We start from the raw sequence: 19,474 nt of genomic DNA on the forward strand, positions 1-19,474 counted from the left end.
AATCATTCTGCTAAGAAGAGCGACTTAGAGAATGATTGTTTTTAAAATGTTTTACATAAAATAGACAATAGCAAGATATTGAAGTGCAGAAGCAGCTAGGATAAAGAGGTGCCAAATCATGTGGAAATATGGTTTTTTCTTAGCATAAAATCCTGCACCAACAGTATAACAGAGTCCTCCAGCTAACATCAATCCCCAGAAAATAGGTCCCGTTTGACCAATGATTTGCGGAATGATCAGAATCACCAACCAGCCCATAATAAGATAAAGCGCTAAGCTGAATTTTTCATTAACTTTTTTAGCAAATATTTTATACAAAATACCAAAAATGGTCGTTCCCCATTGAATTGTGATAATAAGATAACCCAACCAATTGTTCATAAGAGATAGTACGACTGGCGTATAACTTCCCGCAATAGCAATGTAAATCATTGAATGATCGATGATCCGTAGAATATACTTATGCGTAGAACCATAGCTCATTGAATGGTAAATCGTTGAAGAAAGAAACATCAGAAATAAACTGATGACAAAAATTGAAACTCCGACAGCAGCAAGCATACCATGTTCTTCATAGCTATAAATGGCTGAGATAGGAAGCAGTACTAACATAACCACAGCCCCGACAGCGTGAGTGACAGCATTGGCAATTTCTTCCCCAAAGCTAAGTTGTTTGCTGAGTTTAAGCGTTTGATTCATTTGTTTTACCTCCTTCTAAGGCTAGAGCCAATTTCTTTGTTTGATGAAATAATTTCACCGTTTGGCAAGCTGCTTCAATTGCAGGTGCGACTATGTCAGCTTTTTCTTCTCGCATGCAATTAACAAATTCATTATAAAGAGTAGCTGAATTTTTTTCGTCTACCAGAAGTTGAATCGTCTTGATAATATCTGGTATTGGAAAGACAGGTTTTAACGTCGTCAATACAATCAGACGAGCAATCTGTACACGATTGTATTTTTTCTTAATTGGCTTTGGAATGTGGGCGTGTTTCACATAATTATTGACCATAGCAGCCGTTAAAGGCTTATCCGTGCTATGAAATGCTTGTTCGTTGACACCATTCACATAGAGGAGAACCTGATCAAGATAAAGATCTAACTCTGGTAGTTCTTCCCAAGTTGGGAATTTTGTGATTTCCAAAATATCCACCTCTTTCTTATCTAGTCTTAATAACTAGATTATATGATAACAATTGTCTAATGTCAAGAGAAAAATCATTTGTTCTGCAAAATAACTTTTGATACAATAAGATTATGAAAATTTTAATTCCAACTGCAAAGGAAATGAATCTTAACCTTAAACCTCATGGCAAGTGTTTCCTTTCAGAGCAAACAAAAATAATTGTAGCTAGTCTATCACAGTATTCTATTGAAGAATTAGCCGATTTCTATCATATTAGTCTGGAACGTGCAGAAGAAGAGTATATTCATCTTCAACAATTAAAAAATGGGCAAGCCTTGACTTACCCAGCTTTGCATTTATTTGATGGTCTTATGTATCGAAACATCAGAAGAAGTCATTTAACGAAGCAAGAGTTGAGGTATGTAGACAAGCATTTGTTCATCACTTCTAGTCTATATGGTGTTATACCAGTTATGGCGTTGATTTCACCTCATCGCTTGGATTTTTTAGTAAAATGTACTATTTCTGGCAAAAGCTTGAAAAATTATTGGCGCAATGATTATGACGCAGCTATTTCAGATGAGGAAATGATTTTATCTCTGCTATCAAGTGAGTTTGAGACGGTGTTTTCCAAATCTGTGCGTGATAAGATGCTTCGGTTTAAATTTTTAGAAGATAGAGAAGGAAGTTTGAAAGTTCACTCAACTATTTCTAAGAAGGCGCGGGGGCAATTTTTAACTGCTTTAATTGAAAATCAAATAACAACGAAAGAGGAAATCAAACAATTGCAATTTGCAGGCTTTGCTTTCCGAGAGGATTTGTCTACGATAAATACCTATGTCTTTGTTAAGGAGTAAAATAAAAATGGAATGATCTAAAAGTGTCATTCCATTTTTTGCTTATTTTAATCGATAGCTGCCAATAATGCTTCAGCTTGAGCTGCGAGTTCAGCTTGTTTTTCTTCGGAAACTGTCAGTTGACCAGTTCCCCAGGCTTCCGGGTTCACGGCAACACCAGTAAATGGTTCAACAACTTTCATACGAATAAATGGAAGAAGGCTGCGATAATGTTTGAAAACTTCATCTGGAGAAGTTCCATTGGCTACTGAGGAAACTGTTACAAGTTTTTCATTAAGAGCAGAAGGCCCTGATGGGTCTGAAAGGTCAAGTGCACGTGATAGCCAATCTAAGAGATTTTTAACAACTCCTGGAATTGCCCAGTTATAGGTTGGTGAGAAGAGCCAGATAGCATCAGCAGCGAGAATTTCTTCACGAGCTTTGGCAACAGCCGCAGGAGTTGGGCTTTCAATATCTTGGTTGAAAAATGGAACATCTTTGAAATCAAGATAAGAAACTTCAGCTTTGCCAGCAAGAATGTTTTCAGCTTGAGAAGCTAACTGATGGTTGAATGAGCCTTGGCGAAGAGACCCGACGATAAATAGCACTTTTTTAGACATATAAGTCACTCTCCTTTTCTTTTGTACCTGTTTATGTTACAACAAATATCACTAGTTAGCAAGAAATTAGCTCAAACTTTTGAATTTTTTTAAAATCCGAATCAAATCTTCTTTATCTTGCTCTGTTAAAATGCTTAATCCTTGCTGGATATTTTGAATATGATCTGGAAGTACCGCTTCAATTTTGCTACGTCCTTCTGGAGTCAATCCGACTAAAAAAGAACGTCGATCAGATGGGTCACAGGTACGAAAAATCCAACCGTCTCGTATCATATTTTTAATGACAACGGTCATATTTCCAGATGTAGCAAGCATTTTATCAATTAAGTCTTGAATGCGTAAGTTCCCTTTGCTATAAAGGGTTTCTAAAACTGAAAATTGAGTTGGAGTCAGATTGTGTTGTTTTGCCGCCTGATTTTCAAAAGGTCGAATCGTGCGAATAGCTTTATTTAAAATAATCATGGTTTTTAAATCTAAATGATTTTCTTGAAAAAGTTTTGTTAGTTTGTCCATAACTGTATTTTATCAATAAGTAGTAATAAAATCAAATTTTAGAAAAAGATAGAAAAAAATCCTTATTTATAGTATAATGGACGAGTGAAAAATAGAAGAAAAAATGATAGAAATTTCATTATTTGGCAATATATTATCGGAAGTGTGATAGTTTTGGTCGTTCTCACTTTTTCTTTTCTTTACATTTTAAATCTATCTATGGATCCTTACCAATCAGCTAAGGTAACGGCTAGTAAAATTGCTCGTCAATATGCGGATTTGGATAAAGTGGATCGCTTTGCTATTTATAACGGTGAAAAAAGTTATTATAGTCTTTTGGGGAAAAATCGTAAAAAGACGCAGCTTGCTGTTTTAATAGAAGCAGATAGTGATAAAATCTATACTTATGAGTTGTCCAAAGGGATTAGTCAAGAAAAAGCAAAACAAATCGCTAAAGAGAGTGGTGCCAAACAAATTGATAAAGTGACATTTGGCTATGTAAAAGAGCAACCAATCTGGGAAGTCAAGTCTGGAACAATTTATTATAATGTTGGATTTGAAACAGGAACATTGCTCAGCAAGGAGGGGCTATGATATTATCAAATCGTGTTTTAGATATGGAAGAAAGTGTAACCTTAGCAGCAGCAGCGCGCGCAAAAGCTTTAAAAGCACAAGGGCGTGATATCCTTTCGCTGACTTTGGGAGAGCCAGATTTTCCAACTCCGAAGAATATTCAAGATGCTGCTATCTCTGCAATAAAAGACGGTAGAGCTAGCTTTTATACAGTTACCAGTGGTCTGCCTGAATTAAAGGAAGCAATTGTAGCATATTTTGCAAAATACTATGGTTATACGATTAAACCAAATCAAGTGACCGTTGCGACGGGTGCAAAGTTTTCCCTTTATACCTTTTTTATGAGTGTCATCAATCCAGGTGATGAAGCGATTATTCCGGCACCGTGTTGGGTTAGTTATGGCGACCAGATTAAGATGGCAGAAGGGATACCAGTTTTTGTTCAAGCGACGGAAGCAAATCATTTCAAAGTGACCGTTGAGCAATTAGAGGCTGCTCGGACAGAGAAAACGAAAGTTTTGGTGCTCAATTCTCCTTCCAATCCAACGGGAATGATTTATACTGCCGAGGAGTTATTAGCGATAGGTAATTGGGCTGTAGAGCATGATATTCTCATTTTGGCAGATGATATTTATGGCCGCTTGGTTTACAATGGAAATGAATTTACACCGATTTCGAGCTTATCTGAAGCGATCCGCAAGCAAACAATTGTTATCAATGGTGTATCTAAGTCGTATTCGATGACTGGTTGGCGGCTGGGTTATGCTGTTGGAGAGCCTGAAATCATTGCAGCGATGAGTAAAGTGGCTGGACAAACGACTTCTAATCCAACCACTGCTTCTCAATATGCGGCGATTGAAGCTTTAAAGGGTCCTCAAGATACTGTTGAAACCATGCGTCAGGCTTTTGAAGAACGTCTCAATACCATTTATCCTTTGCTTGCAGAGGTTCCTGGCTTTGAAGTGGTGAAACCGCAAGGAGCGTTTTACCTCTTTCCAAATGTTAAAAAAGCAATGGAAATGAAGGGCTATTCAGATGTGACAGAGTTTACAACAGCAATCCTAGAAGAAGTAGGTGTCGCTCTTGTAACGGGTGCTGGCTTCGGTGCGCCAGAGAATGTTCGCCTGAGCTATGCGACGGATATGGATACCTTGAAAGAGGCCGTTCATCGTATCAAGGCGTTTATGGAGGATTAAAAAATGATCGATCATTTTACCCTTAAGGTAAAGAATTTAGAAGTTTCTAAAGCTTTTTATCAAGCCGCTTTAACTCCTTTAAATTATCACCTTCAATTTGATACGGGGCAGGTCGTTAGTTTCACAGAACCGCGAGATGTGGATCCAGGTGGTGATTTTTGGCTAAATGTTGGTCAACAAGAGCCGATGCATTTTGCCTTTAGTGCTCAAACTTGTTAAGAAGTAGATGCTTTCTATCAAGCAGCTTTGGCTGCTGGAGGAAAGGATAATGGTGCACCTGGCGAACGTAAAAATTACCATGTGGGATACTATGCGGCCTTTGTGATAGACCCAGACGGGAACAACATTGAGGCTGTTTATCATAAAAAAATAAAATAGAAAAGAGAAAAAACGTGTCAACAAAATATACTTCAATTATGGATGTTAAAAATCATGTCGGAGAAGAAGTGACGATTGGTGCTTGGGTTGCCAATAAATCAGGAAAAGGAAAGATTGCTTTTTTGCAATTACGCGATGGGACAGCCTTTTTTCAAGCTGTGGCTTTCAAGCCAAATTTCCTTGAAAAATTTGGTGAAGAAGAGGGTTTGAATAAATTTAATATCATCAAACACTTGAACCAAGAAACAGCTGTTTTAGTAAAAGGAATCGTCAAAGAAGATGAACGCTCAAAATTTGGATATGAATTAGACGTGACGGATATTGAAATCGTTGGAGAGTCCAATGATTATCCTATCACACCAAAGGAACACGGAACAGACTTTTTGATGGATCACCGTCATTTATGGCTACGTTCACGCAAGCAAATGGCAATTATGCAGATTCGCAACGCAATTATCTATGCTTCCTATGAATTTTTTGACCGCAACGGCTTTATCAAATTTGATAGTCCGATTTTATCGGGAAATGCAGCAGAAGATTCCACAGAGCTTTTTGAAACAGATTATTTTGGAACCCCTGCCTTTCTAAGTCAATCTGGGCAACTTTACTTAGAAGCAGGTGCTATGGCACTTGGTCGTGTATTTGACTTTGGCCCTGTTTTCCGTGCCGAAAAATCCAAAACACGCCGCCATTTGACAGAATTCTGGATGATGGATGCAGAATATCCATTTGTTACTCATGATGAGTCGCTTGATCTTCAGGAGGCTTATGTGAAGGCTTTGATTCAAGGAGTTTTGGATCGTGCACCACATGCGCTTGAAGTGTTGGAACGTGATACTGATCTTCTTAAAAAATACGTGACAGAACCCTTCAAACGTATTTCTTACGATGAAGTCATTGATCTCTTGCAAGAACATGAAAATGATGAAGAAGCTGAGTATGAGCATATCGAACGAGGTGATGATTTCGGGTCACCACACGAAACTTGGATTTCAAACTATTTTGGTGTGCCAACTTTCGTTGTGAACTACCCTGCTAGCTTTAAGGCTTTCTATATGAAACCTGTTCCTGGTAACGAAGAACGTGTGCTTTGTGCAGACCTTTTAGCACCAGAGGGCTATGGAGAAATCATAGGTGGTTCTGCTCGTGAAGAAAGCTATGAAAAATTATTAGCGAAGATTGAAGAAAATTGTCTGAACCCTGATGACTATGCTTTCTATCTAGATCTTCGTAAATATGGTTCAGTTCCTCATGCTGGATTTGGACTTGGTTTGGAACGTATGGTGACATTTGTTGCAGGAACGAAACACATCCGTGAAGCCATTCCATTCCCACGTATGCTCCACAGAATTGAGCCTTAGGAAATGTAAAAACGCCGATTGGCGTTTTTTTAAAATTAAAAGAATATGAAAAATGAATAAGTTATAAAACTGAACGGAAAGTTCGATTTCTTCTTAGTAAAGGAAAAAGTATGTTTAGGAGAAGTTACAAAAGAAATATTCCTCTTATGACAGGAGTGGAATTCTTAGGATTTCTAGGTATTACGAGTTTTTGGATTTTATTTCTCAGTCAAAATGGTATGTCTTTACTGCAAATTGGGCTGTTAGAGAGTATTTTTCATGCAATAGGCATTGTTTTTGAAATTCCGTCAGGCATGTTGGCAGATCGATTTTCTTATAAGACCAATCTGTACGTAAGCCGCTTGACTAGCATTTTATCATCTATTTTAATGTTGACAGGGCAAGGGAATTTTTGGATATATACAATGGCAATGATAATCAATGCTTTGTCTTATAACTTTGATTCAGGAACGAGCTCTGCACTGCTATATGACTCTGCTGTAGAAGCTGGTTTAAAAGACCGTTATTTGAAAATATCAAGTTTGATGTCAGGTGTTTCTGAGGCAGCAATCTCTTTAGGAACGGTACTAGCGGGGTTATTTGTACATGGATATTTGTATATTACCTATTATATCATGATTGCAGTTTCTATTATTGTTTTAATTCTGATTTGGTTGATAAAAGAACCGACAATGAAAAAGAAAAATGACGAAGTGGTCACGATGAAGAAAATAATCCTGACGGTAAAAGAAGAAATGAAAAGTAATCCCAGCCTTTTTACATGGATGATGATTTTTCAATTTGTTGGAACAATAATGTGTATGTTTTACTTTTACTATCAAAAGCAACTGCCAGACTTGGCAGGATGGCAGATTTCAACAGTTATGTTGATTGGTAGCGTCTTAAATATTTTGGCAGTTTCTCTTGCCAGTAAGATTGGGAAAACATGGCATTCTTTTCGGATTTTTCCAGTAGTTGTCAGCTTAACAGGAGCAGCTTATGTACTGTCATTTTTGGGAACACCATTCATGTATATTATGATTTATTTGGTAACAAATGCTCTGTATGCCATGTATCAACCAATATTTTACAATGATTTGCAACAGTATTTACCAAGTTCAGCCAGAGCGACCATGTTAAGTGTTGCTTCAATGATGTTCAGTTTAAGCATGATTATCATTTTTCCGATTGTTGGTTGGCTGATTGACAGTTTTGGCTTTGATCAGACTTTTATTGGATTAGGGCTAGTTCTTATCTTGCTAACGCCACTTTTAGTGATTGTTTTTCAAATGATTCGTAAACAATTGAAATCAATCAAAAATTAGCTCATTATTTATTATCTGCAGTAGTGATTTGTATCTAATTTTTAATTAATGCAACCAGTTGTTGCTGCTTATGATAAAAACAGTAAATATAAGGAAAATTATATACTTATTTTTTACACAACTACAAAATATAATTATCAAATTTAGGAAACTCTTGTTTAAAAATACTATATATTGTAGTTAGTATAAACTGCTATATAATTCCTTAGTGTTATAGATATGATAGGAGGAAAACTTATGCGCGATAATCATCTTCATACTTACTTTTCTTATGATTCAGATGCTGATTTCAGAGATTATTTGGAACATTACGATGGTGAAATCGTGACGACTGAACATCTGGATTTATCTAATCCCTATCCGTATGATGCAGGCTTTCCTCACGATGATATTCCTGATTATGAGTCTTATTCTAGAAAAATAGCTACTCTCAATCGGAAATATGGAAATCGAATCAAAAAAGGAATTGAGATTGGCTATTACAGACCACGAAAGAAAGATATTTTAGCTTTCTTAGAAAATAAAAATTATGATTTAAAACTGTTGTCTGTTCACCATAATGGGAAGTTCGATTACTTAGAAGAACCTGCTTTACAATCTGATAAAATGAAGGTGATTCCAACTTATTTTAAAGAAATGGAAGAAGCTATTGAAAGTATTCCAGCTGATGTTTTGGCTCATTTTGACTATGGTTTTCGTAAATTTAATGTGACGGTTGAAGAACTGAAAAACTTTGAACCCCAACTTCGTACCCTCTTTCAGAAAATGATAGAATACAACTTGGCTTTTGAACTAAATTGCAAGTCTATGTATCTCTATAATCACGAAGATATTTATATCTATGCTCTATCTTTGGTGAAAGAATTGGGCGGGACAAAGTATTCTGTTGGCTCTGATGCCCATACGTTAGAACATTTTCGCTTGAATTTCGACCGAATCCAGCAAATCCTAACGGAATTTGACATAGAAGAAGGAATGTTGCTATAAAAAAGAGGTTAGAACAAAAAGTTCTTAACCTCCGATTATATTTGTTTTAGATTACAAGGTGTACTAGTTCTCAGATATAGAAATATCATAACAAATATTCATATTCTCTGATAATTAAACCATTTTCAAACTCAAAAATATCACAGGATAGTTGACCAAAATCATTTTTGAGAATAGTAACAATCCGATTTTCGTCTGTTGAAAAGGTATGTAAACAGGAAAATTGAATGGTGTTATGATGATAGGCTTGCTGAATCTTAGAAAGGTAATCTTCTATTCCACGAATAACAGAAACCTTTTGCTCATGCAATTCCCAGATGATTTTAGGATGTAAAAATTTTTGGTAAGTTTTCCAATCTCTTTGATTTTCCGCTCGAAAGAACAAGGTTAATGTTTCTAAATTTGTCATTAGTGACTTCCTTAATGAAACAACCTTTTCCAAAAAGAAGGTTTCTTTTCTGCTTTTTTGGTTGAATCTGTTTGGAAAAACTCAGAAAATTGGCTAGCAATTTCTTTTTCAGCTATTTCTACTGGATGATCACTATGAATGACCAAGCCAAATGGAGAATTCTTGTAGTTACTAGACACGATTGTTGCTTTGCAGCCAAGATCTTTTGCTATTTTTAAGTAAAAAATTTGATATTGACTGGTGATCTCAGGAGATATTTTCACAGTCACAGGCTGATAGTCCAAGATAATCTTTTGTAAAATTTCTTTAAAGTGGTCGTGGATGGGAGCGCTGTTAGCTTCATCAATACTACATTCTGCAATGACCCGCTCTTCAAATGTTTCTAAAAATTTTCTTTGCTCATCGGGATTTAATTTTAATCCCCCTTGAGATTTTTCCATTATTGTTTTATTTATATCTGTCATAAAGTTAGTATAGCATACTTTTTTTGAAATTTATCCAAGAAACATTCGGAAATATAAAACGCTTACATAGAAAATTATCGTAAATTTCATAGAAAGGCACGATTTTTCCTTGAAAAAAACTGATTTTTAAGGTATGATAGGAATGTAAATAAAATAACTCAAAGGAGAGTAAAAAATGTCAATTATTACTGATGTTTACGCTCGCGAAGTCCTAGACTCACGCGGTAACCCAACACTTGAAGTAGAAGTTTATACTGAATCAGGTGCTTTCGGACGTGGTATGGTTCCATCTGGAGCTTCTACTGGTGAACACGAAGCAGTTGAACTTCGTGATGGTGACAAATCTCGTTACGGCGGTCTTGGTACACAAAAAGCTGTTGACAACGTAAACAATATCATTGCTGAAGCAGTTATTGGTTATGACGTTCGCGATCAACAAGCTATTGACCGTGCAATGATTGCACTTGACGGTACTCCAAATAAAGGTAAATTGGGTGCAAACGCAATTCTTGGTGTATCTATTGCTGTAGCACGTGCTGCTGCTGATTATCTTGAAATCCCACTTTACAGCTACCTTGGTGGATTCAATACTAAAGTTCTTCCAACTCCAATGATGAACATCGTCAACGGTGGTTCTCACTCAGATGCTCCAATCGCTTTCCAAGAATTTATGATTGTGCCTGCTGGTGCACCTACATTCAAAGAAGCTCTTCGTTGGGGTGCTGAAATTTTCCACGCTCTTAAGAAAATCCTTAAATCTCGTGGTCTTGAAACAGCTGTTGGTGACGAAGGTGGATTTGCTCCTCGTTTTGACGGAACTGAAGATGGTGTAGAAACTATCCTTGCTGCCATTGAAGCTGCTGGTTATGTTCCTGGTAAAGATGTATTCCTTGGATTTGACTGTGCATCATCAGAATTCTACGACAAAGAACGCAAAGTTTATGATTACACTAAATTCGAAGGTGAAGGAGCTGCAGTTCGTACGGCTGACGAACAAATCGAATATCTTGAACAATTAGTTGATAAATACCCAATCATCACTATCGAAGATGGTATGGATGAAAATGACTGGGAAGGTTGGAAGAAACTTACTGAACGCCTTGGTAAGAAAGTACAACTTGTTGGTGATGACTTCTTCGTAACAAACACTTCTTATCTTGAAAGAGGTATTAACGAAGGATGTGCTAACTCAATCCTTATTAAAGTTAACCAAATCGGTACTCTTACTGAAACATTTGATGCTATCGAAATGGCAAAAGAAGCTGGTTACACTGCCGTTGTATCACACCGTTCAGGTGAAACTGAAGATTCAACAATTGCTGATATCGCAGCTGCAACTAACGCTGGACAAATTAAGACTGGTTCATTGTCACGTACTGACCGTATTGCTAAATACAACCAATTACTTCGCATCGAAGACCAACTTGGTGAAGTTGCTGAATACCGTGGTTTGAAATCTTTCTATAACTTGTCAAAATAATTCAGCTATAATATGAATCGGCTAGTTCTGCTAGCCGATTTTTTCTTTAATAATATTGGTAACTTTTAGGAGGGCGATATGGACAAGATTGAAGAACTGGCTCAGATCATTCAAAGTAGCCAAAATATTGTATTCTTCGGTGGTGCAGGTGTTTCAACTGAATCTGGTATTCCGGATTTTCGCAGCTCAAATGGTATTTACAATATTGAGTTAAACCAGCATTTTTCAGCAGAGCAACTAGTTTCACATACGATGTTTGAACGTTATCCAGAACAGTTTTTTGACTTTTACAAGAAATATCTTATTTATCCTAACGCTAAGCCAAATGTAGCCCATGAATATTTAGCTTATCTAGAAAAGCTAGGGAAATTAAAAGCAATTGTTACCCAGAATATTGATAGTTTACACGAGATGGCAGGAAGCAGGAACGTATTAAAAATTCATGGTAGTGTGGATCGAAATTTTTGTACCAATTGTCATCGTTTTTATGACTTAGAGGATTTTTTGAAATTGCCAGGAATCATTCCTTATTGCGAGACTTGTGGTTGTGTAGTTAAGCCAGATGTGACTCTTTATGAGGAACCGTTAAATATGGAAGTTTTTTCTCAAGCTATTCAGGTTATCAGTCAAGCTGACCTACTCATCATTGGCGGAACATCGCTAGTTGTTTATCCAGCTGCTAATTTGGTTCATTATTTTCAAGGACGGCACTTAGTTGTTATCAATAAAAACAATGTACTACAAGATAGTCAAGCTGACTTGGTCATCAAGGGCAAGATTGGAGAAGTGCTGGGTAAGGCATGGAAAGTAATGGGGTAGTCATTTTCAAATCAAATGATGGTTTCAATCATGTGCTTAGCTGTATTTTTTAGAGATAGTAGATTAAAAAATGTCCTCTATGACGGAAATTTTGGGAAATGTCCTTTATAATGGAAATTTTTTAAAATTTCCATTATAATAGACAAAAAGAGGTGAGAAGATGATGTACATTGCTCTTATTGGAGACGTTATTGAATCAAAAAAAATACAAGATCGAGCGCAGGCGCAACAGAAATTGTTGCAATTGATGAAAGAGTTGAATCAGCAATATCAGAAATATTTAGTTTCTCCCTTTACAGTCACAGCTGGCGATGAATTTCAAGCTTTGTTTTTACCAAATTCGGATATGTTTCAAATCATGGATCAGCTTTCTATGGCATTTGCTCCTTATGAAATTCGATTTGGGATTGGTGCTGGAGACATGATTACAGAAATTAACAAAGAACAAAGCATTGGTTCTGACGGTCCGGCGTATTGGCTCGCGAGAGAAGCGATTAACTATGTTCATGATAAGAATGACTATGGCATCAATCACATTTCGGTTTCTTTGGCAGACGAAGAAGTCGGTCAGACAATCAATGCTATTTTAGCTGCGTGCTCTTTTATTCAGTCCAAGTGGACAGATATCCAATATGATGTCCTCAAACAATTACTAGCTGAAAATATATACGATGAAACATTTTCGCATAAAGAAATGGCAAAACTACTTGGTATCACTCCGAGTGCTTTCAACAAACGTATCAAGGCGAGTGGGTTAAAAATTTATCTCAGAAATAAACGAGTTGCAATGAACTTGATGCTAAATGCGATAGAGAAGGAGGAGAAACATGTCTAATTTGTGGGGATTTTCAGACTATTTTGTACAACATCCAATCTTGTTGTTAACCTTATTAGCGCATGTTTTAGCTGATTTTCAATGGCAAAGTCAAAAAATGGCAGATTTAAAATGTCGAAAGTTGCCTTATTTATTGCTGCATTTAGCCATTGTTTTTCTTCCGTTGCTGATTTTGAGTATCTTTTTCCCGAAAAATATTATTTACTTTATTGCTGTTTGGCTTAGTCATGTAGTTATTGATTTCCTGAAATACAGGCTCAACACGTTTATAGAAATAAAGAAACTCACAAAGCAAGTTTTCATCATTGACCAACTCCTTCATTTGATTTGTATTTTTCTATTTTATGCTTTATTAGCTAATAAAATCAACCCACAATGGCTGAAAAATGGAGCGTCAGTTGCTCAAACTCTTCTTTTCTTAGCAATCGTTGGAAAGCCTGTTAATATTTTATTTAAGCTTTTCTTCAATAGGTATCAGTCAAAGGGAGATAACCAAGACACTATAGCAGGTGCAGGTGCGATGATTGGGATTTTAGAGCGTTTTATTATGGCTTTGTCTCTTATATTTGGGCAGTTCGCTTCCGTTGGCTTAGTCTTTACTGCTAAGTCAATCGCACGGTATAACAAAATTTCTGAAAGTCAGTCCTTTGCAGAATACTATCTCATTGGCTCACTTTTTAGCATGATTAGTGTGTTAATTGTTTTTGGTTTGCTTTATTTGTAATATAAAAACTGTAGTTTAGTGATTGACTACAGTTTCGTTATATTATTGAATTTCATAGCCCATGAGGAGACCATTTTCTTCAGCATAAAAGCTACAAAGTCCAGAAGTCGGGATGACTTCAATAACAGCTTGTGGGAATCTTTTACGAACCATTTCGGAAAATTGCTGGCAAAACTTGGGATTATTTCGATGAGCAATAATGATTTGTCCACCGGCATAGCCTGCTTTGATGAGTTCATCAAAAGCTGCGACTAGTGATTTTTTAGCACCACGCGCCTTTTGAAGCAATTCCAACTTGCCGTCTTGACTGGCTTCGCCGACCATACGAATATTCAGTAATCCTACAACGGCTCCAAGTAATTTGCTTAGTCGTCCATTTTTAACTAGGTTATCAACCTTGGAGAGAACGAAAAGTAACTTCGTTTTTGCTTGATAGGCTGTAATTTCTTTTATGACTTCTTCATAACTTAAACCTTGACCGATAAGAAGATTAAGCTTTTTGATAATCAAATCATTTTCACCGCCAGCAGAAAGAGTATCAATAATGTGGATATTCACGTCAGGATGGTCTTCAAGATAGAGTCTTTTAGCCACTTGTGCGCTATTATAGCTTCCTGATAGGGTTCCTGTAATGGTGACCACAAAAATATTTGAAGCTCCATTAAAAGCTTTCATATAGTCATCTGGACTAGGGCAAGCAGACTTTGAAGCCGAAGAAGTGGCATACATTTTTTCCATCATTTCATCAATATTGAGCTGATTATTATCTATAAAGATTTCATCGCCTACTTGAATAGTCAAAGGAACACTTTCAAATAAGGTGTCAACAGCAAGGTTTTCGATAGTTCTATAATCACAGCCTGAATCAGCTACAATTTTCCAAGTCATTCAATTTCTCCTTTAGTGGGATGATCCCTTAATTAGACATTGACAAAAGGTTTGCCTTTTTTTACAATTATATCATGAAAACACCGCTTTAGAAAGCCTTTACAGTCGGTTGTTACATGTAGAAAGAAAATGTTATGTCGGAACGTAAAATATCGAAAAAATCTTTAGAAAATCTAAAAATATCAAATCAGGAATCTAACCGAATTACAAAAGAATCATTGGAAATTTCTTTGTTGCAATTGTTGGAAAAGAAGGAGTTGGCAAAAATTACCATTTCTGAATTAGTAGAGAGAGCTGGTGTCTCGCGCGCAGCTTTTTATCGAAATTATGATTCAAAAGAAGAAATTTTACAAGAGATTTTCCAACGAACAGTACAAAAGATTACCGATAAATTGGAACAATTCAATATGAGAACCGAGCTTTATCAAGTGTGGCTGTTCTTGTTTAAAGAAGTCAAAAAAGAAGCACGAATCCTTAGCTTAGCAGTGGATTATAATTTAGAAAAACTGTTGACAAGTGCTGTGTTTGATTTCTTGGAAAAACAAAATAGTTCCAGAAAAGAAGCTTCAACTTACATGAATTCATTTTGGAGTTCGGCGGTGGTTTCTGTTTTAATCAAATGGACAAAAGACGGCATGAAAGTTCCAGCAGAAAAGATTGCATCGCTCGGACTGCCGCTTTTTCCACATCGAAAAAATGATAAACTGAGTGATAAGTAAGAAAAGAAGGTGACAATATGGCGACAAAAAGATTGGCTTGGGACGAATATTTTGCAGCACAAGCGCTCTTGATTGCAAATCGCTCAACCTGCAAACGAGCAAGCGTTGGTGCAGTTATTGTAAAGGATAATAAAGTTATTTCAACAGGATATAATGGATCTGTTTCAGGAACGGAGCACTGCATCGATCATGAATGCCTGATAGTTGACGGGCATTGTGTGAGGACTTTGCATGCAGAAGTAAATGCAATTTTGCAAGGTGCAGAGCGTGGAATCCCAAAAGGATTTACTGTCTATGTCACTCATTTCCCTTGTCTCAATTGTACGAAACAGCTTTTACAAGTTGGTTGCAAGCGAGTGGTTTATATCAATCAATACCGTATGGATGATTATGCGCGATATTTATATAGCGAAAAGAAAGTTGAGCTAGTACATCTGCCAATCGAAAAAGTGAAAGAGGCGATCTCGGAGACTGATTTGATATAACTTTTAGAGTGGGACATTTTGTTTTCTATGAATAAAAGGAAAGAAAATATGACACAAGAACAACTTCAAAAAGCCTGGCAAGCATTGTTTGATGGGCAATATCAGCTTGCCAAGCAATTCGTTTATCAAATAGACCAAGATAGTTATAGTACACTGAATTTAAAAGCTTATATTGCTTTGGAAGAAAAGGATTTTCAGTTGGCTCGTCAGGTTTTAAAAGACTATTATGCTCAAGCTATGTCTGAAAAGAATCTGGAAGAACAGCATATAGGCTTACATCAATTAGCTATGGTCGAACGAGAAGAAGAACATTTTCAAAAAGCTTATGAGTTGATAATGACAGAAGCTGCAATTATTACAGAGCATTTCCCCAATGATGTCCTAAAGAAATCAGTCAATTTGTACGAACAGGGATATTTACAGTTCAAACTTGGAAATATTCACCTTGCAGAAGAACTTTTGCAAGAAACACTAAATTTAGCGTTGCAAACAGATGACTTTGTCAATCATGCTTGTGCTTATCGGGGCTTGGCTGAGGTAATGTTAGCTAAGGGAGATATAAAAATGGCTAAATTTGATGCTCAAAAAGCACTGGCGTGTTTTGAAAAAGCAGGTGATTCCGTTGGAGCAGCAGGGCTGAAGGACATAATGGCACAGATAAACTCACAAGGTAGAAGTTTGTAAATAATGTTTGTGAAATAAGATATTCTAATGTAAAAGTTAGAGTATTTTTCTTTTTAGAATAATTTTAGCGAACGATAAGATAAAGATTGCTCAATAAGGTTTTATTTTACCAGAAAATCTTGTATAATAGAATCAATAAAGAATAAAAGAGGATTGATTATGAAAAAGGAAAAATTCATTATCCCCATTTTGTCAACATTGCTAATTGCTCCAGCAATTTTAGCACATCAGGTTTCTGCTGATGCTGTAGATCCAGCTGCTTCAACAGCACCTGTAGAGCAAGTAGAAGTTCCTAAAGAAAATCAGTCGGTAGCCCCTACGATCGCTCAAGGCGATTCAGCAGTTTCGCCTGCTACTGAAGCTTCCACGGAGAAAGTAACAGAAAAGAGCGAGAACAAACAAGTTGAAACTTCTGTAACTCCAGCAGATTCTATAACTCCAACCGCTCAAGCGGTTGCTGCACCTACAACTCAATCTGAAAAAGATACGGTTATTCTTCATACAAATGATGTACACGGTCGTATTGTGGAAGAAAAAGGAGTCATTGGCGATGCTAAATTAGCAGCAGTCATTGAGCAAGAACGTGCAAAGACCAATCAAACAACACTTGTTGTGGATGCAGGCGATGCTTTTCAAGGACTTCCGATTTCCAATAGCTCAAAAGGGGAAGAACGCGCGAATATTTTAAATAAGATTGGCTATGACGCAATGGCGGTCGGAAATCATGAATTTGACTTTGGTTTGGATGAGGTGAAAAAATACAAAGAAATTTTGAAATTCCCTCTTCTTAGTGCCAATACTTATGTCAATGGAGCACGTCTTTTTGAAGCTTCTACGATTGTTGATAAAGACAAGAATGTTGTGGGAGATGAATTTGTGGTTATTGGGGTGACAACGCCAGAAACTGCAACAAAAACACACCCACGCAATGTTCAAGGGGTTACGTTTACAGATCCAATTTCAGAAGTCAATAAAGTCATTGAAGAAGTGGAATCTCGTGCGAAAGCGGAAGGTAAAACTTACAAACATTATGTCGTTTTGGCGCATTTGGGTGTAGATACGACGACACCAGTTGAATGGCGTGGTTCTACCTTGGCAGAAGCATTATCAAAAAATCCTTTGCTAAAAGGAAAACGTGTGACGGTGATTGACGGGCATTCACATACTGTAGAATCAGTAACCTATGGAGACAATGTTACTTATAATCAAACAGGTAGTTACTTGCATAATATCGGAAAAGTAACATACAAATCTGGTCAACTTCTAGGAAATCCTCAACAAATCTCAGCTGATTCAGTAAAAGGCGTTACTCCAGATCCAGCTATTCAGCAATTAGTAAACAAAATCAAAGAGAAATATGACCAAGAAAACGCAAAAGTGGTCGTTGCTAATAGCCCAGTTGAGTTAAATGGCAATCGGGAAAATGTGCGTGTGCGAGAAACCAATCTTGGAAATGTCGTAGCAGATGCGCTCTATGAGTACGGACAAACAGGATTCAGTCATAAGACAGACCTTGCTGTAACTAACGGCGGCGGACTTCGTGAAACAATTGCGAAAGGAAAACCAATCACCAAAGGAGATATCATTGCTGTTCTACCATTTGGCAATACGATTACTCAAATAAAAGTAACTGGGCAAAACATCGCAGACATGTTTGCTAAGTCTTTAGGCTCTATTTTACAAGAAAAAGACGGCAAACCAGTCCTAGATGAAAATGGTCAACCGCTACTTGAACCAAGTGGTGGCTTCCTTCAAGTTTCTGGAGCAAAAGTTTATTATGACACAACCTTGCCAGCTGATAAGCGTATTCTTGGCATTGAAATTAAAAATCCTGAAACAGGAAAATATGAAAAATTAAATCTCGCAAAAACTTACTATCTTACAACCAACGATTTCTTGGCTGCAGGTGGTGATGGTTATAGTATGTTGGGCGGGGCTCGCGAAGAAGGTCCTTCAATGGATGTGGCTTTTGCGGACTATTTAGCAAAAACAGACTTAACAGCTTATGCGGTTGTCAATCCTAATTCACGAACTATCTCAATCTCAACTGCACAATACAAGAAACTTCAGGATCAAGCTGCTAACCAAGTGAAGCCAAATGAAACTGGAGAAAAAGAACTTGTGCCAGCAGTTCAAACAAATACAGCTCAAAGAACGGCAACGATTCCAGTCAATGTACATAAACAATTTATGCCTTCAAGTCAAAAGAGCTTGCCAGAAACAGGTACAACAGATACTACCTTTATCAGTTTATTTGGCTTTGTTGTTGGACTTTTAGGATTATCCAGATTTAAAAAAGCTCACAAAGAATAGAATAAAAGGAAGCTAAGATTTTTTATCCTAGCTTCTTTTATTTCTGTTTAGGTTGTTGTTTTGTGATATTCAATCCGAAGGGAATGAGGTTTTCTTGTTTCATCCGAATTCGCTGGATATTATCTTTGTGTCGAACGATAATGATAAGCGCTAGTGCGAGTACAATTACGGTAAAGAGTACATCATAACGTGGCAAAAGAAAACTAAATAGTGGGAAAATTAAGACTCCTAGAATAGCAGAGGTAGCAGCTGTCACACTCGAAAAGGAAATCATACTAGTCAAATACAAGCAGCTGAAAAAGATGACAGCTAAATAAGTGAAGAAAGTCGGTGAAAAGCCAAGAATGACACCTGCGCTGGTTGCCACGGCTTTACCGCCTTTAAATTCAGCAAAAATGGGGAAGGTATGCCCAAGAACGGCTAAAAGTCCAAAAACGAGAGGAGAAATACCGTTGATATGAAGGAAAAATGGCAGTAAAGTCGCAAATGTTCCTTTAAAAAAGTCGAAAATAAAGGTGATCATGCCTGCTTTTTTTCCAAGGACACGAAAGGTATTGGTCGTTCCTGTATTTCCGCTACCATATTCGCGGAGATTTTTCTTGTAAAATACTTGTCCAATCCAAAGCCCGGCAGGGATTGAACCAATCAAATAAGCTACTATCAATGTAAAAACTATCTTTATCATGTTTTTATTATACCATGAATTTTGATTTTGATAGTTGAACGACCAGAAATATTTTATAAAATTTGTCTAGGCTGAAAAAATAGCGGTGAGAAGCAGAAA

Annotated in this window: 22 protein-coding genes and 1 pseudogene; 15 read left to right on the forward strand and 8 right to left on the reverse strand. The window is 36.8% G+C overall.

The window, feature by feature from the left end:
* Nucleotides 1-51: 51 nt before the first annotated feature.
* Both trhA and IYQ91_RS00145 read right to left on the reverse strand, forming a co-directional pair.
* Nucleotides 52-699 carry a PAQR family membrane homeostasis protein TrhA gene (gene trhA / locus IYQ91_RS00140; protein ID WP_003024373.1) on the reverse strand — a complete coding sequence of 216 codons (648 nt, stop codon included), beginning with the start codon at nt 697-699 and terminating at the stop codon, nt 52-54.
* On the reverse strand, nt 683-1,141 hold the full coding sequence (locus tag IYQ91_RS00145; protein WP_049507193.1) for a DUF1836 domain-containing protein: 459 nt from the start codon (nt 1,139-1,141) through the stop codon (nt 683-685). The genes trhA and IYQ91_RS00145 overlap by 17 nt, the downstream gene beginning before the upstream one ends.
* Before the next feature lie 113 nt (nt 1,142-1,254).
* Here IYQ91_RS00145 and yaaA point away from each other — a divergent pair, with 113 nt between their 5' ends.
* Nucleotides 1,255-1,980, forward strand: a complete 726-nt coding sequence (gene yaaA / locus IYQ91_RS00150) for a peroxide stress protein YaaA (RefSeq protein WP_195672720.1) — start codon at nt 1,255-1,257, stop codon at nt 1,978-1,980.
* Between the two features lie 47 nt (nt 1,981-2,027).
* Here yaaA and IYQ91_RS00155 read toward each other — a convergent pair whose 3' ends face one another.
* Nucleotides 2,028-2,579, reverse strand: a complete 552-nt coding sequence (locus tag IYQ91_RS00155) for an NADPH-dependent FMN reductase (protein WP_195672721.1) — start codon at nt 2,577-2,579, stop codon at nt 2,028-2,030.
* Between the two features lie 66 nt (nt 2,580-2,645).
* On the reverse strand, nt 2,646-3,092 hold the full coding sequence (locus tag IYQ91_RS00160) for a MarR family winged helix-turn-helix transcriptional regulator (protein WP_106079257.1): 447 nt from the start codon (nt 3,090-3,092) through the stop codon (nt 2,646-2,648).
* Between the two features lie 84 nt (nt 3,093-3,176).
* Between IYQ91_RS00160 and IYQ91_RS00165 the strand changes: the two genes are divergently transcribed.
* The 6 genes and pseudogenes from IYQ91_RS00165 to IYQ91_RS00190 all read left to right on the forward strand — a co-directional run bounded on the left by IYQ91_RS00165 (nt 3,177) and on the right by IYQ91_RS00190 (nt 8,870).
* On the forward strand, nt 3,177-3,665 hold the full coding sequence (locus IYQ91_RS00165; RefSeq protein ID WP_037593712.1) for a DUF5590 domain-containing protein: 489 nt from the start codon (nt 3,177-3,179) through the stop codon (nt 3,663-3,665).
* On the forward strand, nt 3,662-4,840 hold the full coding sequence (locus IYQ91_RS00170; RefSeq protein WP_195672722.1) for a pyridoxal phosphate-dependent aminotransferase: 1,179 nt from the start codon (nt 3,662-3,664) through the stop codon (nt 4,838-4,840). The genes IYQ91_RS00165 and IYQ91_RS00170 overlap by 4 nt, the downstream gene beginning before the upstream one ends.
* Before the next feature lie 3 nt (nt 4,841-4,843).
* A pseudogene (locus IYQ91_RS09920) lies at nt 4,844-5,218 on the forward strand (VOC family protein).
* A 14-nt stretch (nt 5,219-5,232) separates the two neighbouring features.
* On the forward strand, nt 5,233-6,579 hold the full coding sequence (asnS, locus tag IYQ91_RS00180; RefSeq protein WP_195672723.1) for an asparagine--tRNA ligase: 1,347 nt from the start codon (nt 5,233-5,235) through the stop codon (nt 6,577-6,579).
* A gap of 110 nt (nt 6,580-6,689) precedes the next feature.
* Nucleotides 6,690-7,883 (forward strand): MFS transporter, encoded by a 1,194-nt coding sequence (locus IYQ91_RS00185; RefSeq protein ID WP_195672724.1) that lies wholly within the window; start codon nt 6,690-6,692, stop codon nt 7,881-7,883.
* Nucleotides 7,884-8,120: 237 nt separating this feature from the next.
* A complete protein-coding gene (locus IYQ91_RS00190; protein ID WP_195672725.1) occupies nt 8,121-8,870 on the forward strand; it encodes a PHP domain-containing protein in 750 nt (249 codons plus the stop codon).
* An 85-nt stretch (nt 8,871-8,955) separates the two neighbouring features.
* Here the strand turns inward: IYQ91_RS00190 and IYQ91_RS00195 are convergent, their stop codons facing one another.
* Complete coding sequence (locus IYQ91_RS00195; RefSeq protein ID WP_195672726.1) at nt 8,956-9,279, reverse strand: nuclear transport factor 2 family protein; 324 nt, start codon at nt 9,277-9,279, stop codon at nt 8,956-8,958.
* A gap of 11 nt (nt 9,280-9,290) precedes the next feature.
* Nucleotides 9,291-9,743: a DUF1694 domain-containing protein gene (locus IYQ91_RS00200; RefSeq protein WP_195672727.1), complete on the reverse strand. Its 453-nt coding sequence runs from the start codon at nt 9,741-9,743 to the stop codon at nt 9,291-9,293.
* A gap of 175 nt (nt 9,744-9,918) precedes the next feature.
* Here IYQ91_RS00200 and eno point away from each other — a divergent pair, with 175 nt between their 5' ends.
* From eno to IYQ91_RS00220, 4 genes are all read left to right on the forward strand, one after another.
* Entirely contained in the window at nt 9,919-11,223 is a 1,305-nt protein-coding gene (gene eno, locus IYQ91_RS00205; protein ID WP_195672728.1) for a surface-displayed alpha-enolase, read from the forward strand.
* Between the two features lie 78 nt (nt 11,224-11,301).
* Nucleotides 11,302-12,042: an NAD-dependent protein deacylase gene (locus IYQ91_RS00210; RefSeq protein WP_117644442.1), complete on the forward strand. Its 741-nt coding sequence runs from the start codon at nt 11,302-11,304 to the stop codon at nt 12,040-12,042.
* Nucleotides 12,043-12,202: 160 nt separating this feature from the next.
* A complete protein-coding gene (locus tag IYQ91_RS00215; RefSeq protein WP_022525881.1) occupies nt 12,203-12,877 on the forward strand; it encodes a SatD family protein in 675 nt (224 codons plus the stop codon).
* Nucleotides 12,870-13,601, forward strand: coding sequence for a DUF3307 domain-containing protein (locus IYQ91_RS00220; protein ID WP_195672729.1), 732 nt, complete (start codon nt 12,870-12,872; stop codon nt 13,599-13,601). The genes IYQ91_RS00215 and IYQ91_RS00220 overlap by 8 nt, the downstream gene beginning before the upstream one ends.
* 42 nt (nt 13,602-13,643) lie before the next feature.
* On the opposite strand, the gene IYQ91_RS00225 is transcribed toward IYQ91_RS00220, so the two are convergent.
* Nucleotides 13,644-14,489 carry a DegV family protein gene (locus IYQ91_RS00225; protein ID WP_195672730.1) on the reverse strand — a complete coding sequence of 282 codons (846 nt, stop codon included), beginning with the start codon at nt 14,487-14,489 and terminating at the stop codon, nt 13,644-13,646.
* 134 nt (nt 14,490-14,623) lie between these two features.
* Here IYQ91_RS00225 and IYQ91_RS00230 point away from each other — a divergent pair, with 134 nt between their 5' ends.
* From IYQ91_RS00230 to nt5e, 4 genes are all read left to right on the forward strand, one after another.
* Nucleotides 14,624-15,208, forward strand: coding sequence for a TetR/AcrR family transcriptional regulator (locus tag IYQ91_RS00230; RefSeq protein WP_003024406.1), 585 nt, complete (start codon nt 14,624-14,626; stop codon nt 15,206-15,208).
* A 17-nt stretch (nt 15,209-15,225) separates the two neighbouring features.
* Entirely contained in the window at nt 15,226-15,693 is a 468-nt protein-coding gene (locus IYQ91_RS00235) for a deoxycytidylate deaminase (protein WP_003024408.1), read from the forward strand.
* A 48-nt stretch (nt 15,694-15,741) separates the two neighbouring features.
* Nucleotides 15,742-16,377, forward strand: coding sequence for a tetratricopeptide repeat protein (locus IYQ91_RS00240; RefSeq protein ID WP_195672731.1), 636 nt, complete (start codon nt 15,742-15,744; stop codon nt 16,375-16,377).
* A gap of 159 nt (nt 16,378-16,536) precedes the next feature.
* Nucleotides 16,537-18,690, forward strand: coding sequence for a cell surface ecto-5'-nucleotidase Nt5e (gene nt5e, locus IYQ91_RS00245; protein WP_195672732.1), 2,154 nt, complete (start codon nt 16,537-16,539; stop codon nt 18,688-18,690).
* Nucleotides 18,691-18,727: 37 nt separating this feature from the next.
* On the opposite strand, the gene plsY is transcribed toward nt5e, so the two are convergent.
* Nucleotides 18,728-19,375, reverse strand: coding sequence for a glycerol-3-phosphate 1-O-acyltransferase PlsY (gene plsY / locus IYQ91_RS00250; protein ID WP_195672733.1), 648 nt, complete (start codon nt 19,373-19,375; stop codon nt 18,728-18,730).
* Nucleotides 19,376-19,474 lie beyond the last annotated feature (99 nt).

The organism is Streptococcus sp. HF-2466, from assembly GCF_015594645.1.
GTDB lineage: Bacteria > Bacillota > Bacilli > Lactobacillales > Streptococcaceae > Streptococcus > Streptococcus anginosus.

Excerpts from the sequence above, each read along its gene's own strand:
- trhA (WP_003024373.1), bottom strand. The coding sequence starts at position 699 with ATGAATCAAACGCTTAAACTCAGCAAACAACTTAGCTTTGGGGAAGAA.
- yaaA (WP_195672720.1), top strand. The coding sequence starts at position 1,255 with ATGAAAATTTTAATTCCAACTGCAAAGGAAATGAATCTTAACCTTAAA.
- IYQ91_RS00155 (WP_195672721.1), bottom strand. The coding sequence starts at position 2,579 with ATGTCTAAAAAAGTGCTATTTATCGTCGGGTCTCTTCGCCAAGGCTCA.
- IYQ91_RS00160 (WP_106079257.1), bottom strand. The coding sequence starts at position 3,092 with ATGGACAAACTAACAAAACTTTTTCAAGAAAATCATTTAGATTTAAAA.
- IYQ91_RS00170 (WP_195672722.1), top strand. The coding sequence starts at position 3,662 with ATGATATTATCAAATCGTGTTTTAGATATGGAAGAAAGTGTAACCTTA.
- IYQ91_RS00185 (WP_195672724.1), top strand. The coding sequence starts at position 6,690 with ATGTTTAGGAGAAGTTACAAAAGAAATATTCCTCTTATGACAGGAGTG.
- IYQ91_RS00190 (WP_195672725.1), top strand. The coding sequence starts at position 8,121 with ATGCGCGATAATCATCTTCATACTTACTTTTCTTATGATTCAGATGCT.
- IYQ91_RS00195 (WP_195672726.1), bottom strand. The coding sequence starts at position 9,279 with ATGACAAATTTAGAAACATTAACCTTGTTCTTTCGAGCGGAAAATCAA.
- IYQ91_RS00200 (WP_195672727.1), bottom strand. The coding sequence starts at position 9,743 with ATGACAGATATAAATAAAACAATAATGGAAAAATCTCAAGGGGGATTA.
- eno (WP_195672728.1), top strand. The coding sequence starts at position 9,919 with ATGTCAATTATTACTGATGTTTACGCTCGCGAAGTCCTAGACTCACGC.
- IYQ91_RS00210 (WP_117644442.1), top strand. The coding sequence starts at position 11,302 with ATGGACAAGATTGAAGAACTGGCTCAGATCATTCAAAGTAGCCAAAAT.
- IYQ91_RS00215 (WP_022525881.1), top strand. The coding sequence starts at position 12,203 with ATGATGTACATTGCTCTTATTGGAGACGTTATTGAATCAAAAAAAATA.
- IYQ91_RS00220 (WP_195672729.1), top strand. The coding sequence starts at position 12,870 with ATGTCTAATTTGTGGGGATTTTCAGACTATTTTGTACAACATCCAATC.
- IYQ91_RS00225 (WP_195672730.1), bottom strand. The coding sequence starts at position 14,489 with ATGACTTGGAAAATTGTAGCTGATTCAGGCTGTGATTATAGAACTATC.
- IYQ91_RS00230 (WP_003024406.1), top strand. The coding sequence starts at position 14,624 with ATGTCGGAACGTAAAATATCGAAAAAATCTTTAGAAAATCTAAAAATA.
- IYQ91_RS00235 (WP_003024408.1), top strand. The coding sequence starts at position 15,226 with ATGGCGACAAAAAGATTGGCTTGGGACGAATATTTTGCAGCACAAGCG.
- IYQ91_RS00240 (WP_195672731.1), top strand. The coding sequence starts at position 15,742 with ATGACACAAGAACAACTTCAAAAAGCCTGGCAAGCATTGTTTGATGGG.
- nt5e (WP_195672732.1), top strand. The coding sequence starts at position 16,537 with ATGAAAAAGGAAAAATTCATTATCCCCATTTTGTCAACATTGCTAATT.
- plsY (WP_195672733.1), bottom strand. The coding sequence starts at position 19,375 with ATGATAAAGATAGTTTTTACATTGATAGTAGCTTATTTGATTGGTTCA.